The following is a 15,169-nucleotide window of genomic DNA, read 5'->3' on the forward strand; positions in this document are numbered from 1 at the left end:
AGAATCTGTCGACCGGCGAAGCGCGGGGTCACCATCGGCGCCGCACCTCCTCGGCCCAGCCGAGCAGGCCGTCCACCGGCACCCGCTCGCCCTCGTCGGTCACCACGTGCCCGGAGTAGCGCCCGAAGACCTGGTGCTCGTCGCTCTCCACCACCAACCAACTGCTGTACGCCGCCCGGTCGTGGAACGGGGTGAAGGTCAGGTCGACCCGGGAGCCGACGACCCGCCACGGGGCCAGCCAGTCGTGCGCGTCGTAGTACCAGCGCAACTCCTCGCCGATCTTGTGCAGCCGCCCGTCCACCCGGATCGCGTTCTCGGTCATCCCGGTGCCGACCGTCCACCTGCCACCGAACTGCAGGCCGATCTCCCGGCCCCCGCACCGGCCGCTGGCCGCCCCCCAGTTCCAGACGATCGAGTACGGCCAACGGCCCCGACCGTGGTCCAGCGTGGCGTACGCGGTGTCCGGGTCGAACTCGTACGCCTGACCGTCGGCCACCACCCGCCCCTGGGCCCGCAGGCAGTTGTCCTTGCGGGTGTACTGGAACAGCCGGTCGTTCCACGGCACCACCACGCCGAGCGACTCGTGCCCCGCCGGCCGGTCCACCAGCAGGTCGACCGAGAGCCGGGCCGAGCGGGCCCGCAGCCGGGTGCCCTGCGGAGTCTCGTCGAACCCCAGCGCGATGGAACGCCCACGGGCCCGGACCCCGCTCTCCCCGGAGGTCGCCGGCATCGGGGTGCCGAGCGGCAGCAGCGAACGCTCGGCGATCTGCACCGTCCGGTCCGTAGCGAAGTCCAGGAAGAACGCCGCGTAGGTGGCCCGGTAGTCGGCGTGCGAGACGTTCACCGCGACCAGGTGCGTCGGGGTCGTCACACACCAGTACTCGAACCGCTTGTTGCGCCCCCAACCGCGCAGGTTGGCCCGGTGCAGCGGCTGCCGGGTCCAGCCCACCGCGTCCGGGTTGAGCCGACCGTCGGGCAGGCAGAGGTCGACCCGGCTGGTGATCTCGCGTTCGTGGGTCAGCTCGACACCCGTCAGCTCAGCGTCGTTCGGCCGGTCAGCCATCGAGTTCCACCGCCAGGTACTTGTAGTCGAGGTAGTGCTCCACGCCGTGGTGGCCGCCCTCGCGGCCGTACCCGCTGCCCTTGATCCCGCCGAACGGGCCCTGCGGCGGGGCGAACGTGCCGCCGTTGACCGAGACCATCCCGAACTCCAGGCCCTCGGCCGTGCGGATCACCCGGCCCAGATCGCGACTCCACAGGTACGCGGCCAGCCCGTACGAGGTGGCGTTGGCCCGCGTCAGCACCTCCTCGTCGGACTCGAAGGTGAGCACCGGCGCGACCGGTCCGAAGGTCTCGTCGCGGCTGATCACCATCTCGTCGGTCACCCCGGCGAGCACCGTCGGGCTGTGGAAGCTGCCCTCGGCGTAGCCACGGCCGGCCGGCCGGTCACCGCCGGTGCGTACCTTCGCACCCCGGTCCAGTGCGTCGGCCACGTGGGCGGCGACCTTGTCGACGGACGCGCCGGTGATCAGCGGCCCGACCCGGGTGCCGTCGGCGAGGCCGTTGCCGACCGGCAGCTCCGCGGTGCGGGCCGCCAGCAGCTCGGTGAACTCCTCGGCCACGGAGGCGTGCGCGTAGATCCGGTTCGGTGAGGTGCAGGCCTGCCCGGCGTTGTAGAACTTCGCCCGGGCCACCCCCGCCGCCGCCTTCGCCAGGTCGGCGTCCGGGAAGACCAGCACCGGGGCGTGCCCGCCCAGCTCCACGGACATCCGCTTGACGTCGTCGGCGCTGGCCGCGATGAGCAGCTTGCCGACCCGGGTGGAACCGGTGAAGGAGACCTTGCGCACCTGCGGCGCGGCCATGAAGACGGCGGTCACCTCGGCGGGCCGGGTGGTCGGCACGATGTTGACCACACCGGCGGGCAGCCCGGCCTCGGCGCACGCCTCGGCGACCGCCAGCGCGCTGAACGGGGTCAGCTCGGAGGGCTTGAGCACGACCGTGCAGCCCGCCGCCAGCGCCGGACCGATCTTGCGGGTGACCATGGAGAGCGGGAAGTTCCACGGCGTGATCGCGGCGACCACCCCCACCGGCTCGGGCAGCAGCCAGATCCGCGAACCGGCGGTGCTCGCGGGCACCGTCTCGCCGTACAGCCGGCGGGTCTCCTCGGCGGCCCAGCGCATCTGCTCCGCGCCGGCGAGCACCTCCGCACGGGCCTCGGCCAGTGGCTTGCCCTGCTCCCGGGTCATCGTCTCGGCGATCTCGTCGGCCCGCCGGGTCAGCGTCTCGGCGACCAGCCGCAGCTTCTCGGCGCGCTGCGGCGCGGGCAGCCCCCGCCAGCCCGGCAGCGCCCGCGCGGCCGCGTCGACCGCCGCCCGCGCCTCGGCCGGGCCGGCGTCGGCGACGGTGCCGAACACCGCGCCGGTGGCCGGGTCTAGCACCTCGAACAGCGCGCCGTCCGCCGACGGGCACCAGATGCCGTCGATGTACGCGCGTCCTGTCTCACTCACTGGATTCTCCTGTCGACGGCCTTCGGCCGCTGGTCGTCCTGGTGTCGCAGTCCCTGAAGCAGGGCTTCCAACGCCGCGTGCTCGTGTTCTCGCACGAGCCGCGCGGCGAGGTCGAAGTCGTGGGCCACCACCGCGTCCCGGATCGCCACGTGCTCGGCGTGCGACTCGGGCAGCCGCCAGGCGGCGAACCGGAAACCGCGCTTGGCGCTCTCCGTACGCGACCAGAGCGAGCTGAGCATCCGGTGGATCACCATGGTGTGCGGGGTGTCCGACAGCAACGCGTGGAACCGTCGGTTCAGGACGGAGAAACCGTCCACGTCGCGTTCGGCGATCACCGGCGGGCACTCCCGCAGCACCGCGTCGATCTCGGCGATCCGCTGCCCCGTGTAGTGCGGGCCGGCCAGCTCGACGGCGAGCGCGCCGAGGCTGGCCCGGATCCCGTAGAACTCCTGGATGTTGTCGATCCCGACGCTCGCCACCACCGCGCCCACGTGCGGGCGCAGCACCAACCACTCGTCGGCGACCAGCGACTTGATCGCCTCGCGGACCGGTGTCTCGCTGATACGCAGCGCCTCGGCCACCACCCGGGCGATGATCCGGCTGCCCGGCGGCGCCTCGCCCGACATGATCATCCGCTTGATGTGGCTGATCGCGATGTCCGACTTCATCTGGAAGGTATCGGTGATCACCGGTCGCCCCTCACACTCTCTGCACGGTCAGCTCGTCGATCGCCGCCCGATCCAGGGTGACACCGAGGCCGGGGCCCGCCGGCAGCCGCACCGTACCGGTGGCCGGGTCCGGCAGCAGGGGCTCGGCCAGCATCACCTGGAAAACCTCCGGGACGATGACCGGCGGGTCGTACGGGAACTCCAGCCACTCGCAGGCATCCAGCGAGGCGCAGAGCTGGAGGTTGCCCGCGACGCCCAGCCCGGTGGCCCACGCGTGCGGGATGATCCGCCGGTGCCGCGCGGCGACCATCGCGCCGAACTGCCGCAAGGCGTAGATCTCCTCGCTCTCGTTGGCGTCGGGCTGATAGATGTCGAAGCAGTCATCCTCCAGCATCCGGGTCAGTTCCGCGATGCCCCGGTTGTGTTCGCCCCCGGCGATCGGCACCGGCGAGGCGGCGGTCAGCGTCCGCTGTGCCCGGTAGTCGTGCCGGGGCAGCGGCTCCTCCAGCCAGGCCACGCCCAGGTCCGCCAGCTCCCGGGCGGTGGTCAGTGCCCGCTGTGGAGACCAGATCAGCCGGCTGCCGTCGGGGGAGTACCGCCACCGGGCCGCGCCCTGGTTGGCGTCCACCATCAACGTGACGTCCGGGCCGACCGCGGCACGGACCGCCGCGACCTGGCGGACGTCCTCCGCCACCGTGGCCGAGTGGACCCGCAGCTTGATGCCGCGGAATCCGGCGGCCACCGCCGCCAGCGCGTCGTCGACCCGCTGGGCGGGGTCGCGCACCTCGCCGAAACTGGCGTACGCGCGGACCTCGTTCGTGCAGCCGCCCCAGAGCTGGTACAGCGGGCGGCCACAGGCCTTGCCGACCGCGTCCCACACGGCGACGCCGACCACCCACGGGCGCGGGAAGAAGTACTGCGCCACGTACCGCAGCCGGTTGGCGATGTGTTCGGTGGCGAACAGGTCCTGCCCGACCAGCAGCGGCCGGATGACGTCCCGGATGGTCGTCAGCAGCAGCGGTCCGGACCCGTGGCCCATGTCGCCGCCGGACACCCCGACCACACCGGCGTCGGTCTCCACCTCGACCACCACCGCCGCCATCGACCGGTGCGCGCCCTCGGGTGCCCAGGACGGCACGAACGGCCTCGGGTACGGGATCTCGATCAGCGAGGCGCGCACGTCCCGAATCCTCATGCTCTCCGACACCTTCCTCTGCGACCGTGGGCGTCAGCCCTTGGTCGCGCCCTCCGCCAGGCCCTTGATCAGCCACTTCTGCACGAACAGCGCGAACACGACCACCGGGATGACGGTGAGCGTGCCGATCGCGGTGAGCGGTCCCCACATCGCGCCCTGCTCCGTGTCCGCCGCCATGCCGGCGATGGCGACCGGGATGGTCGCCGCCTCCCGGTTGGTCAGCACCAGCGCGAACAGCAGCTCCTCCCAGGCCAGGATGACGCTGAAGATCAGCGTCGAGATCAGACCGGGCAGGCTGCACGGAACGATGATCCGGAAGAACGCGCCGAGCCGGGACGCGCCGTCGAGCATGGCCGACTCCTCCAGCTCCCTGGGCAGGGCCATGAAGAAGGAGCGCATCAGCCACATCACGTACGGGATCAGGAACGTGCAGTACGCCAGGATCAGCGTGATGTGCAGGTCGGTGAGGTTGAACCGGCGGGCCACCAGGAACATCGGCACGGCCAGGGCGATCGGCGGCACCCCCCGCGAGGCCAGGATCAACGCGCCGATCAGGCCGGCGCCGCGGATCGGCAGCCGGGCCAGCGCGTACCCGGCCATCGCCCCGGCGACGAGCGACAGCAGGCCCGCGCCGGTCGCCACGATGACCGTGTTGAGCATCCGCGGGCCGATGTCGGCCTGCGCGAAGTAGCTGGTGTAGTTCTCCAGCGTCACGGTGCTCAACCAGCGCGGTGGGCTGGTGAAGATGTCCCGGGGCAGCTTCAGCGAGGTGCTGATCATCCACAGCACCGGGAAGAGGAACAGCAGCGTCGCGGCGATCGAGCCGGCGATGCGCAGGTGGCGTCCGGCCCGGGAACGCCGGGCCGGGCGGCGGGGGGCCGTCGCGGGCACCGTCGTGGTCACCATCGGTTCTCCAGATAACGGTTGAGCCGCAGGAAGAGGAAGGTCAACAGCATGGTGATGGCGAGGACCAGCGTCGCCATCGAGGACGCCGTACCGAACTCCAGGCCACGGAACGCCTTCTCGTAGATGTAGAGGTTCACCACGTCGGTCGCCTGGCCGGGACCGCCCCGGGTGGCGGCCAGCGCGATGTCGAACATCTTCACCGCGCCGAGCCAGCGCACGATGAACGCGGCGAGGATGACCGGGGCGAGCAGCGGCAGGGTGACCTTGCGCAGCGTCGCCCACCAGCCCGCGCCGTCGACCCGCGCCGCCTCGAAGACGTCACCGGGCAGGGACATGATGCCGGCGGAGGCGATGAGGACCACGAAGGGCGTCCACCGCCAGGTGTCGATGAGCACCAGGCTCACCATCGCCAGGGTGGGGTCGGCCAGCCAGTTGATCGGCCCGACGCCGACCAGCCCGAGCACGTAGTTGACGAAGCCCCACATCGGGTCGAGTAGCATCTTCCACACGCCGCCGGCGACCACCGGCGCGACCACCATCGGGATGAGGAACAGCGCGCGCAGGACGCCGCGTCCCCGCCACTCGACGTTGAGCAGGAACGCGATGCCGAAGCCCAGCACCATCTGCAACGGCAGCGCCAGCGCCAGGTAGATGCCGGTGACCTTGAGCGAGTTGAGGAAGCCGGGGTCCTCCAGGACCGTCCGGTAGTTCAGCCAGCCGACGTTGCGGCCCGGGGTGAACGTGGACAGGTCCAGCTCCGAGAAGCTGATCTGGATCGTGTAGAAGAGCGGGTAGGCCAGCACCGCCACGAGGATGACCAGCGCCGGGGCGAGGAACAGCCACCGTCCGCCGAGGTCCTTCAGGCGGTCACCGATCGGCCGACGCCGGGGGGACATGTCCGCCGGGGCGGTGGGGGGCGCTCCCGCGCTCCCCACCGCCTCCTTCTGGGTCTTGGTAGACAACTGTTGCTCCGCGCTCAGTAGCCCTTGGACTTCAGCAACTTGTTGACCTCGTCCTCAGCGTTCTTCAACGCCTCGGCCGGGGTCACCTGACCGGATAGGGCCAGGCTGTGCTGGGTCGCCAGGATCTGCTGGATGGCGTCGGACTCGGGCAGCTTCGGCCGCCACATCTTGCCGGCGTCGATGGCCTGGTAGCCGTCGGCGATGGCCTTGAAGACCGGGGCCAGCCACGCCTGCTCCGGGGTGGAGGCGAGCGTCGACTTACGGGCCGGGAAGACACCGAGGTTGTTGGCGTGCCACTTCTCGCCCTCCTTGGAGGAGAGCCACTGCAACAGGGTCCAGGCCGCCTCGGCCTGCTTGCTCTTCTTCGCCACGGCCCCGGTCCACATGCCCCGGTGCGCGCCGGCGCTGCTCGAACCGACGGGCATGACCTGGATGCCGACCTGCTCCGGCTTGAGGGTCGTGGTCTTCGGGTCGACGACCGTGCCCTTGTAGACGCTGCCCCACATGAACATGGTGGCCGTCTTGCCCTGGCGGAACGCCTCCAGCGGCTCGTTGAACTGGTAGGTGGCGGCGCCGGGCGGGGCGAACTTCAGCAGGTCGATGTGGGTCTGCAGGGCGGCGACGCCCTCCGGGGTGTTGAACGCCGGCTTGTTGTTCTCGTCGAGCAGCTGGCCACCGTTGCTGTTGAGGATGGTCTGCCAGATGGTCGGGGTCAGCGGGTCCTTGGTGAAGTAGGTGCCCACCGCCCAGGCGTCGGGCTTGCCGTCGCCGTTGGTGTCCTGGACGAGCTTCGGGGCCTGCTCCAGGTACTGCTGCCAGGTCAGCGCCGGTGTGGGCTCCGCCAGGCCCGCCTTGGAGTAGAGGGTCTTGTTGTAGAACATCAGCAGCACGTTGGAGCGCAGCGGCACGCCGTACTGCTTGCCGTCCCACTCACCGGCGGCCAGCGGGCCGGCGTTGAAGTCGTCCCAGTCGTAGTCGGACTGCGTGAACTTGCCGAGGTCGCCCTTGAGGTCCGCCAGGCCGCCGGTCTTGGCCAGCTGGGGGATCCACGGGTCGTCGGCGACCACGATGTCGTACGTCGGGTCCGGGGCGGTCAGCTCCAGCATCTCCTTGGCGAGCAGGTCGCCGTAGGGCACCCCGTCGATGGTGACCTTGATGTGCGGGAACTTCTTGTTGAACTCCGGCACCATCTGGTCCTGCCACTGACGCGCGAAAGCGTCGTTGGCGATCATCCGGATCGAGACGGGCTGCTCGGCGGTCCCGACGCCGCCGCCGGTGACCCCGTCGTCGGACGAGCCACAGGCCGTCAGCGAGGCGGCGAGGACGGCAGCGAGGCCGCCGGCCAGGACCGCACGGCGGGTCGCGCCGCGCGGGAACGGGGGGAGGCTACGCACAGGTAACCCCTTTCATGGGTGTGTTCGGTGGGGGGATGGACGGTGCTGCGAGCAACGACTATCGGGATGGATCGATCGCTATCTTTATGACGTCCGTCCCGTCGAGCTGGTAGCCCGTACTGAGTGCGCGCAGTGCCTGTTCCGTGTCCCGCAGCGGGACACGGTGTGAGACCACCCGGGTGAAGGGCTGCCCGCCCCGTTCGAGGATCTCCAGTGCGCGCAGGTAGTGCGCCCGCATGTCGGGCCCGGCGCCGTACACGCCGGTGATGGTGAGGTCGCGTCGGAGCAGGTCCGTGTAGGGGTTGAGGTCGATGGCGCCGCGGTCGGTGAAGTTGCCCAGCTCCGCGAGGGTGCCGCCGTCGGCGACGTACCCGATCGCCTCGGCGAAGCCCTGCGGCGAACCGCTGCAACCGAACACGGCCGTGGCGCCGCTGCCCCCGAGCGTGTCGCGCACCGCCGCGTGCCGTGCCGCCCCGGCGGGCAGCGTGGTGATGTCCACGGCGGTGTCCGCCCCGAGTTCGGTGGCGAGCGCGAGCCGGCCGGTGCTGCCGTCCACGGCGATCACGCGGGCGGCGCCCGCCGCCCGCGCGGCGGCCACCACCATGAGGCCGATCGCCCCGACGCCCTGGACCACCACGGTGGCTCCGAGCCCGACGCCGGCGCGGCGGATGCCGTGCAGGGCGACCGACATCGGCTCCGCCAGCACCGCGACCTCAGGGGGCAGGTCGGTGCGGTAGAAGACCGTGCCCGGGTTGACCAGGTGCAGGTGGTCGGCGAACCCGCCGGTCAGCGGGGACCCAGAGTCCACCGGTGACTTGAAACCGTAGGACGGCGGGCGTCGCCGGCACTGGCCGGGCCGGCGCAGCACCACGCAGGCGTGGCAGGTGCCGCAGTTCGCCGCCGGGAAGACCCCGATCCGGTCGCCGACGGCGACGGGCCGGTCGGCGGAGTCGGTGTCCAGGCCGTCGCCGAGCGCGGTGACGGTGCCGACGATCTCATGACCGAGCAGCGCCGGAAAGGTGATGGTCGGCAGGCGTCCGTGGAAGACGTGCGCGTCGGTGCCGCAGATGCCGCACAGCTCGACCCGGATCACCGCCTCGCCGGGCCCGGGGTCGGGCACCGGGTACTCGCGGATCTCGACCGGGCCGCCGGGCCCGGTGACGACCGCCGCGCGCGAGATTGCCGTCACCCTCGCCTCCCTAGCACTGCTGCTCCACTTTCTGGATTCCATAGAATGTAGGGGACCGTAACGCGTTGGCAATGTCCTGTCCAGAGCTGGATCCAGCCCAGTTTGCAGGTATCGAGGCTGTTCAGCGCGGTTACGCGTGGCGCGGCCGAGGCGCGACGGGCGGCGTGACAGAACTGCAATCGTGACTGTGCGTAGCGCTATCGTGCCGGCCCTTGCCGCGCCGGTGCCGGCGCGGGGGTGCGCGGGCCCCAGGTGTGCGGGCGGCGCGGGGCCTCGCCGCCCGCCCGCCGACGAACGGGATCGGCTACGACGACATCGAGCCTGCCGTACCGGCGGGACGGTACGGCAGGCTCGACAGGCGGCGCGGGGCGGTTCAGAAGCCGAGAGCGGCCCGCCCTCCGACCACCGGCAGGCGCAGCTCGCTCTCCTTCGGCGCGACCCGCAGCTCGGTGCCGCCGAGCGGCAGCAGGGTGTAGTCCTGGTCGCTGGAGAAGACGACCACGCCGATCCGGTGGCCCGCCGCGAAGACGTAGTCCTTCGGCTGAAGGGTCCACCGGTAGTCGTACAGCTTGCCCTGTCTCACGGCCCCGCCCCGCGACAGGTCCCTACGGTTCTGCGGGTCCATCCAGCCCCGGGTCACCACTGTCGGCGCGGCGGCCGAGCCGACCGGGCCGTAGTCCACCAGGTACGCGGTGAGGTTCGCGCCCGGCCTGTTGTCGATCGCCATCCGCAGCCGCATCTCCGGGCGCCCGGAGACGCGCACGTCCCGGGTGAGCGCGGGCGAGCGGTAGACGAGTCGGTTCGGGTTGGCGGCGTCCGGGTCGGCCACCAGGGCGTCCGGGTGGATACGGCGACCCTCGTCGACGAAGCCCTGCACGACCTTGCCCTTCGGCGGCCTGCCGGCGCTCAGCGTGCCCGGGGCGGTCGGGTCCGTCGCGGCCAGCCTCAGCGCGGTTTCCCGGGCGCCGGCATCGGGCCAGTCGGCGTACGTGGTGTAGGCCCGGTTCTCGCGCTGCAGCACGGCGGTCGGCTCGTCCATGATCCCGTTACGGACGTTCCACAGCCAGAAGTCGAACCAGCGGTTCTCGGTCTGCTTGTAGGTCCAGCTCCGCCCGTCCGGCAGGGTCACCGAGGCGGTGTTGCCCGGGCCGCCGTGCCCGCCCTGGTGCAGCCAGATCTTGCGCGGGACGCGATGCTCGGCGAGCTCGTCCCACCAGCCGGCGAAGTGCTCGGTCTTCACGTTCCAGTCGTTCAGGCCGTGCACCACGAAGACGCTCGCCCGTACGTTGCGGGCGTCGAGGTGGTCGCGGTCCCGCCAGAACGCCGAGTAGTCGCCCGTGACCCGGTCCTGCTCCTCGGTGAGCTTCGCGAACTCGTCGGCGCACGGCCCCTCGGACCGCGCCTGGCCGGCGGTGAACCGGGCCAGGACGTCCGCGTCCTCGCCCTGGTACCGCCCGGGCGCGACGACCAGACCGTTGGCCCGGTAGTAGTCGTACCAGCTGCTGATCGCGGCGACCGGCACGATGGTCTTGAGCCCCGCGACCCCGGTGGTGGCCACCTGGTTGGGCAGCGTGCCGTTGTAGGAGGCACCCGTCATGCCGACCGCCCCGGTGCTCCACCCGGCGGTGACCGTGGCACCGTCGGCGTCGTATCCCCTCGCCCGCCCGTTCAGCCAGTCGACCACCGCCTTCGTGCCGAGCGTCTCGGCCCGGTCGCCACTGGTCGGGCAGCCGTCCGAGTCGCCTGTGCCGACGCTCTGGCCGAGCACCACCGCGTACCCGCGCGGCACGTAGTAGTCGTCCAGCGCGCCGGGCAGGTTGGCCTTCGCGACCGCGCGCCGGGCCCCCTCGTCGTACGCCCGCAGCCCGGCACGGCCGGCGGCGCCGTTCTGCGGCAGGTCGTCGACGAGCACGCTCGGGTACGGCACGTCGCCCCAGGTGCCCTTGCGGTACGGGCTGTGCTCGAAGATGACGGGCACCTTGAAGCCCTCGGTCGCGGTCTCCCGGGGCCGGGAGATGTCGATGGCCACCCGGTCGGGGCGGCCGTCGTGGTCGGTGTCCACCGTGGTCTGCACGTACACCCGCTCGACGATCGCGTCGGCGAGCGAGAACACCGGTTGGGTCATGCCGTCACTGACCACGATGCCCGGCGCCGTGGTGGCGGGCGTGGCCGTGGCCGGCGCCGGGGCCGCCGCCAGGACGAGCGCGCCGGACACGCCGACGCCGAGCAGTGCCAGACAGGGGGGTCGACGCACGGGGCCTCTCCTTCGGGTGGGGCGGGTGACCGGAGTCGGCCGGGAAAGCCGAGGTCTGTTCACCGTGATGCTAGGGCCGACCGGGATCCCCGTCGATGCGGTGCGCGCCTCGGCACGCACGGCTCGCGGGTCCGCCGGTGCGCGACCGGCCGTTCCCGCCGCCTGCCGGGCCGCCCCGGCGGTGCCGCGTGCCGGGCCGCCCCGGCGGCGTCTACTGCCGGGCCGCCCCGGCGGCGGGAACGGCCGGTCACGCGGTTACCCTGCGGCGGTGGCGGTCGACGCGGACGGGGAGCTGCTGGCGGCGTCGCTGGCCGGCAGGCTCGACGCGGTCACCTTCACCGACCTGACCACCGACCAGGTGACCGCCCGACTGATCGGCGAGGTCGTCGACTGGGCCCGGGAGCGGGGCTGGCGGGTCTACCGGCGGGCACCCAGCGTGCTGCCGCTGCCGCCACCGATGTCCGCGCAGCAGTCGGTGCTCGACGTGGCCTGCGCCCGCCCCGACGGCCCGCCGGTCGTCGTCGAGGTCGATCACGGTACGCGCCGCCGCACCTGGGAGAAGTTGCTCGCCGAAGCCGACGCGGGGCGGGCCGCGCTCTGGTTGCGCTGGGGTGCCGGCCGGATGACCGCGCCGCCCGCACCGATCCGGATGGTGACCTGCGAGGTGAGCGGGCGGCCGGACCCGACCGGCCGGGGCCGGCTGCACAGTCGCGTGCCGCGGGCGGAGAGGCTGCCGCCGGCGCACTCAGCGGTGCCGGGCGGGGCGGTGGCCGCCGTCGAGCTGCCGCTGCCACCGCCCGAGGCACCCGCCGGCTAGTCCTGAGCGGGGCCCGAGCACCCGGCCGGCTGGCGGTCTGTCGGCACGCAGCGGACGCCGTACCCCTCCAGGGCCCGCAGCCAGCGTCGCGCGTCGTGGGCGTTCTCGGCCGCGCGACGCAGGCCGGGCTCGAGGCGTCCGTCCAGGATGTCGGTCACGCCGATCGCCAACGGCAGCGACACGCACCGGGCCATGGCGCTCTCGCGTTCGGTGCCGACCAGGTCGAGCAGGCGCCCACCGTGCCAGGTGCGACCGTCGCGGCCGGTCAGGCTCAGCTCCACCGACAGCACGACCCGGTCCCGGTCGTCGTCGGTCATCGGGTGGCGGTCGGCCAGGTCCTGGGCGAGGGCCCCGATCCGGTCCCGGTCGCCGCCGAGCAGCTCCGCGAACACCGGCTGCCAGGCGTCGTGCCAGCCGGGCAGCCGCGCCGTGCCGCGGACGAAGGTCTCGGTGCGCCACTGCGGGGGGAAGTGGTACTGGTCGAGGAAGGGCAGGCTGTCGCGGTTCGGGTACACCTCGAAGGTCTCCGCGCCGAGCCGCTGCGCCCGGGTCTCCTCCCACGGTCGGGGCGCGGTCCGGACGAGCCCGTCGGTGAGGTGGCGGGCGGGGCTGAGCAGTGCGGTGAGCACACCGGCGGGTGCCCAACTGAAGCGGTACCGGAAGCTGTTGGGCACGGCGGGCAGGCCGCCGCAGTACGAGGTGAAGTGGGCGACCGCCGGCCCGCTGACGGCTTCGCGGCCCTGCGCCACCAGGACGTGGGCCAGCAGGTGGTCGATGCCCGGATCCAGGCCCGCCTCCGTCAGCACCACCGTGCGGGCGCCGGCCGCCGCCGCCTCGATCTCCGGGGAGACGTAGCTGGAGCAGGCGAAGTGGGCGTCGCGACGACGGCAGAGCCGCACGAGCTCCGGGTGTCTGCCGGCCGGCAGCATGGACACCACGACGTCCCCCGGCCCGACCGCCGCGTCGAGGGCGTCCGGGGTGAGCGGCCGCACCGGTACGCGGTCGGCGAGGCCGAGCCGCGCCAGCCGGGCGGTGGCCCGCTCGGGGGTACGGGCCCACGACAGCACCCGCTCGGCGCGGTCGGCGAGCAGGGCCAGACCACTGCCGGTGGAGAGGCCGGCGCCGAGCCAGTGCACGGTGCCGCTGGCGGGGATCGGGTCAGGCACGGGTCGTCTCCTTCGTGCGGGCGAGGGCGTCGTGGAAGGCCTGCCGGCAGCGCCGCCAGGCCGGGTGGTCGGGCCGGAGCTCGACCAGGAGCGGGAGCAGGTCGGCCGAGAAGGAACGGCTCGCCTCGGCGGGCACCAGCGAGGGGAGGTTGTCGATGGCGATCAGGTCGAGTGGCGGGGGCCCCGCGTGCAGCCGGCGCGCCGGCTGCGACCAGGTCGTGCAGCGGTCGTAGATCGGCAACACGTTGCAGGGGGAGTCGACGTCGCAGCTGACGTCGACGACGGTGTCCAGCAGCCGGTCCGGTCGGTCGAGGTCGACGGTGGTCAGCAACTGTGGACCGGGCACGGTGCTGAGCACCGTGTTGACCAGCAGGTGGTGGCGGCGCAGGGCGGGCCGGTCCAGGTCGCGGGTCTCGGCGACGTCCCAGCGGGTGACGGCGGCCCCGGCCGCCTCGAGCGCCGCGAGCGCCCCGCGACCCGCCCGGCCGTCGGCACCGACGACCAGCGCCCGCCCGGGCGGGTCGCACCGGCGCAGCCGCCGGAGCAGTTCGGTCTCGTCGGTGTGGCCCAGGGGGGAGTCGAGTTCGCCGGCGCGGCGCAGCACCCCGAGCGCGGCCCCGACGTAGCCGGCCCAGTAGCCGAAGGCCGCCAGCCGGCGACCGGTGTCGTCGGTGAGCTGCTCCAGGTCGTAGAGCTCACCGCCGCCCGCGCGGAAGCGGCGCAGCAGCACCCCCGCGCCGCGCTGCCCCTTGTACGCGTGGCCGAAGAGGACGTGCCGGTGCACCAGCGCCTCCGGCCGTGCCGGCAGCTCCTTGAGGCCCAGGACCCAGGTGTCGCGCGCGGCGTCCACCCAGGCGCCGGGTTCGGCGGGCCGGCAACCGGCGGCCACGTAGTCGGCGAGCGGGAACACCCTGGTGGGGGAGTCCTCGACGGTCACCGTCGCACCGGTGGCGACGAGTCGCCGCGCGTCGTCCGGTACGAGCGGTGCTCGACGCTCGTCCGGCCGGGCCTCCTGCCGGAGCCAGATGTGCGGTCTGCCGTGCATCGCGTCCTCCTCTGTCCCGCTCGGTCACAGCCAGCCGCGCCGGTTGGCCAGGACACCGGCCTGGAACCGGCTCTCCGCGGGTAGCCGGCGTTGCAGGTCGGATATCTTGCGCCGGACGGTGCGTACGGAGATGCCGAGCTTCTTGGCGAGGGTCTCGTCCTTCAGTCCCTCGCCGAGCAGTTGCAGCACCATGCGCTCGTCCTCGCTGATCTCGCCCTCGCCGGCCGGCCCGTGCTGGTCACCGGTGTACGAGCTCGTCGCGTCGCCCGACTCGCGCCACCACAGGTCGAAGAGCAGGGACAACATCTCCACCAGCAGCCCCTCCCGGACCAGGACGGCCTGGGTCGGTGTGCCGGCCCGACGCCCGCTGAGGATGGCGACCGACCGGTCGACCAGGAAGAACTGGGTCCCGGTGGTGACCGTGGTGCGGACCTGGATGCCGGCGCGCAGTTGGCTGGCGGCGGTGCGCCGCAGCTCGGGCCGGGCGAGGTCGGCGGGGGGATAGATGGCGCGCACCTCGACGCCGCGCTGGTGGGCCTTGAGCGCCGCGTGCGCGGCGGAGCCGCCACCGGCCCGGATCGGGTCGGTCTCCGTGTCGACCTGGTGGACCTCGGCGCGGGCGTTGCAGACCAGCTCGGTGATCCGCAGGTCGGCGGCGTCGGCGCTGGGCAGCCGGTCCACCTGCGGCACCGGGGCGTACGCCGTGCTCAGCAGGTGGTCGTTGACCATGCGCGTCATCTCACTCTGGAACAGGGCGAGCTGGCTGCGCCGGCGGGCGTGCTGGGCGTCCAGCTCCCCCCGGAGCCGTTCGCCCACGATCGTCGGCCCGGTGGGGGTTGCCGCGATCTGCCCCGACGCCTCGCGGCGCAGGAGCCCGCAGGACAGGAGCCGGTCGAGGCTCGCGGTGATGAAGTCCGGTGGCAGTCCGGTGGCGGTGGCGGTCTGCGACAGGGTCGAGTCGGGGTGGACGACGTGGTGGCGATAGATCGATTCATCTCGATGATCGAGACCCAGGAGGTCCCACATTGACGGCTCCCCGTTTCAAGCTGGCGGTGGAGGGGCGGGA

13 protein-coding genes are annotated in these 15,169 nt (G+C 72.5%); 1 reads left to right on the forward strand and 12 read right to left on the reverse strand.

Annotated elements, in window-relative coordinates; all coding sequences use genetic code 11:
- Positions 1-28 precede the first annotated feature (28 nt).
- The 9 genes from ACQ452_RS09075 to ACQ452_RS09115 form a co-directional block, all read right to left on the reverse strand.
- The gene (locus ACQ452_RS09075) at positions 29-1,063 is read right to left on the reverse strand and encodes a DUF2804 domain-containing protein (protein ID WP_433392149.1); all 1,035 of its coding nucleotides are present in this window, start codon (positions 1,061-1,063) and stop codon (positions 29-31) included.
- Positions 1,056-2,507, reverse strand: a complete 1,452-nt coding sequence (locus tag ACQ452_RS09080) for an NAD-dependent succinate-semialdehyde dehydrogenase (RefSeq protein WP_433392152.1) — start codon at positions 2,505-2,507, stop codon at positions 1,056-1,058. Before ACQ452_RS09080 ends, ACQ452_RS09075 begins: the two co-directional genes overlap by 8 nt.
- A complete protein-coding gene (locus tag ACQ452_RS09085; protein ID WP_433392155.1) occupies positions 2,504-3,196 on the reverse strand; it encodes a GntR family transcriptional regulator in 693 nt (230 codons plus the stop codon). Before ACQ452_RS09085 ends, ACQ452_RS09080 begins: the two co-directional genes overlap by 4 nt.
- 10 nt (positions 3,197-3,206) lie before the next feature.
- Positions 3,207-4,370, reverse strand: a complete 1,164-nt coding sequence (locus ACQ452_RS09090) for a mandelate racemase/muconate lactonizing enzyme family protein (protein WP_433392157.1) — start codon at positions 4,368-4,370, stop codon at positions 3,207-3,209.
- Between the two features lie 33 nt (positions 4,371-4,403).
- Positions 4,404-5,276 carry a carbohydrate ABC transporter permease gene (locus ACQ452_RS09095; RefSeq protein WP_433392160.1) on the reverse strand — a complete coding sequence of 291 codons (873 nt, stop codon included), beginning with the start codon at positions 5,274-5,276 and terminating at the stop codon, positions 4,404-4,406.
- Positions 5,270-6,238, reverse strand: a complete 969-nt coding sequence (locus tag ACQ452_RS09100) for a carbohydrate ABC transporter permease (RefSeq protein ID WP_433392163.1) — start codon at positions 6,236-6,238, stop codon at positions 5,270-5,272. Before ACQ452_RS09100 ends, ACQ452_RS09095 begins: the two co-directional genes overlap by 7 nt.
- Positions 6,239-6,252: 14 nt before the next feature.
- Positions 6,253-7,632, reverse strand: coding sequence for an ABC transporter substrate-binding protein (locus tag ACQ452_RS09105; RefSeq protein WP_433392166.1), 1,380 nt, complete (start codon positions 7,630-7,632; stop codon positions 6,253-6,255).
- A gap of 58 nt (positions 7,633-7,690) precedes the next feature.
- Complete coding sequence (locus ACQ452_RS09110) at positions 7,691-8,821, reverse strand: zinc-dependent alcohol dehydrogenase (protein ID WP_433392169.1); 1,131 nt, start codon at positions 8,819-8,821, stop codon at positions 7,691-7,693.
- A 373-nt stretch (positions 8,822-9,194) separates the two neighbouring features.
- A complete protein-coding gene (locus tag ACQ452_RS09115) occupies positions 9,195-11,075 on the reverse strand; it encodes a Xaa-Pro dipeptidyl-peptidase (RefSeq protein WP_433392172.1) in 1,881 nt (626 codons plus the stop codon).
- A 268-nt stretch (positions 11,076-11,343) separates the two neighbouring features.
- Between ACQ452_RS09115 and ACQ452_RS09120 the strand changes: the two genes are divergently transcribed.
- A complete protein-coding gene (locus tag ACQ452_RS09120) occupies positions 11,344-11,892 on the forward strand; it encodes a hypothetical protein (protein ID WP_433392175.1) in 549 nt (182 codons plus the stop codon).
- Here the strand turns inward: ACQ452_RS09120 and ACQ452_RS09125 are convergent.
- From ACQ452_RS09125 to ACQ452_RS09135, 3 genes are read right to left on the reverse strand one after another with little or no spacing between them, the layout of a single operon-like run.
- Positions 11,889-13,058: a saccharopine dehydrogenase family protein gene (locus ACQ452_RS09125; RefSeq protein WP_433392178.1), complete on the reverse strand. Its 1,170-nt coding sequence runs from the start codon at positions 13,056-13,058 to the stop codon at positions 11,889-11,891. The two genes, ACQ452_RS09120 and ACQ452_RS09125, sit on opposite strands and share 4 nt — an antisense overlap.
- A complete protein-coding gene (locus tag ACQ452_RS09130) occupies positions 13,051-14,103 on the reverse strand; it encodes a saccharopine dehydrogenase (RefSeq protein ID WP_433392180.1) in 1,053 nt (350 codons plus the stop codon). Before ACQ452_RS09130 ends, ACQ452_RS09125 begins: the two co-directional genes overlap by 8 nt.
- 24 nt (positions 14,104-14,127) lie before the next feature.
- Positions 14,128-15,129: a LuxR C-terminal-related transcriptional regulator gene (locus ACQ452_RS09135; RefSeq protein WP_433392182.1), complete on the reverse strand. Its 1,002-nt coding sequence runs from the start codon at positions 15,127-15,129 to the stop codon at positions 14,128-14,130.
- Between the last annotated feature and the right edge of the window lie 40 nt (positions 15,130-15,169).

It is taken from the genome of Micromonospora sp. KLBMP9576, assembly GCF_050941805.1.
Classification (GTDB): Bacteria; Actinomycetota; Actinomycetes; order Mycobacteriales; family Micromonosporaceae; genus Micromonospora.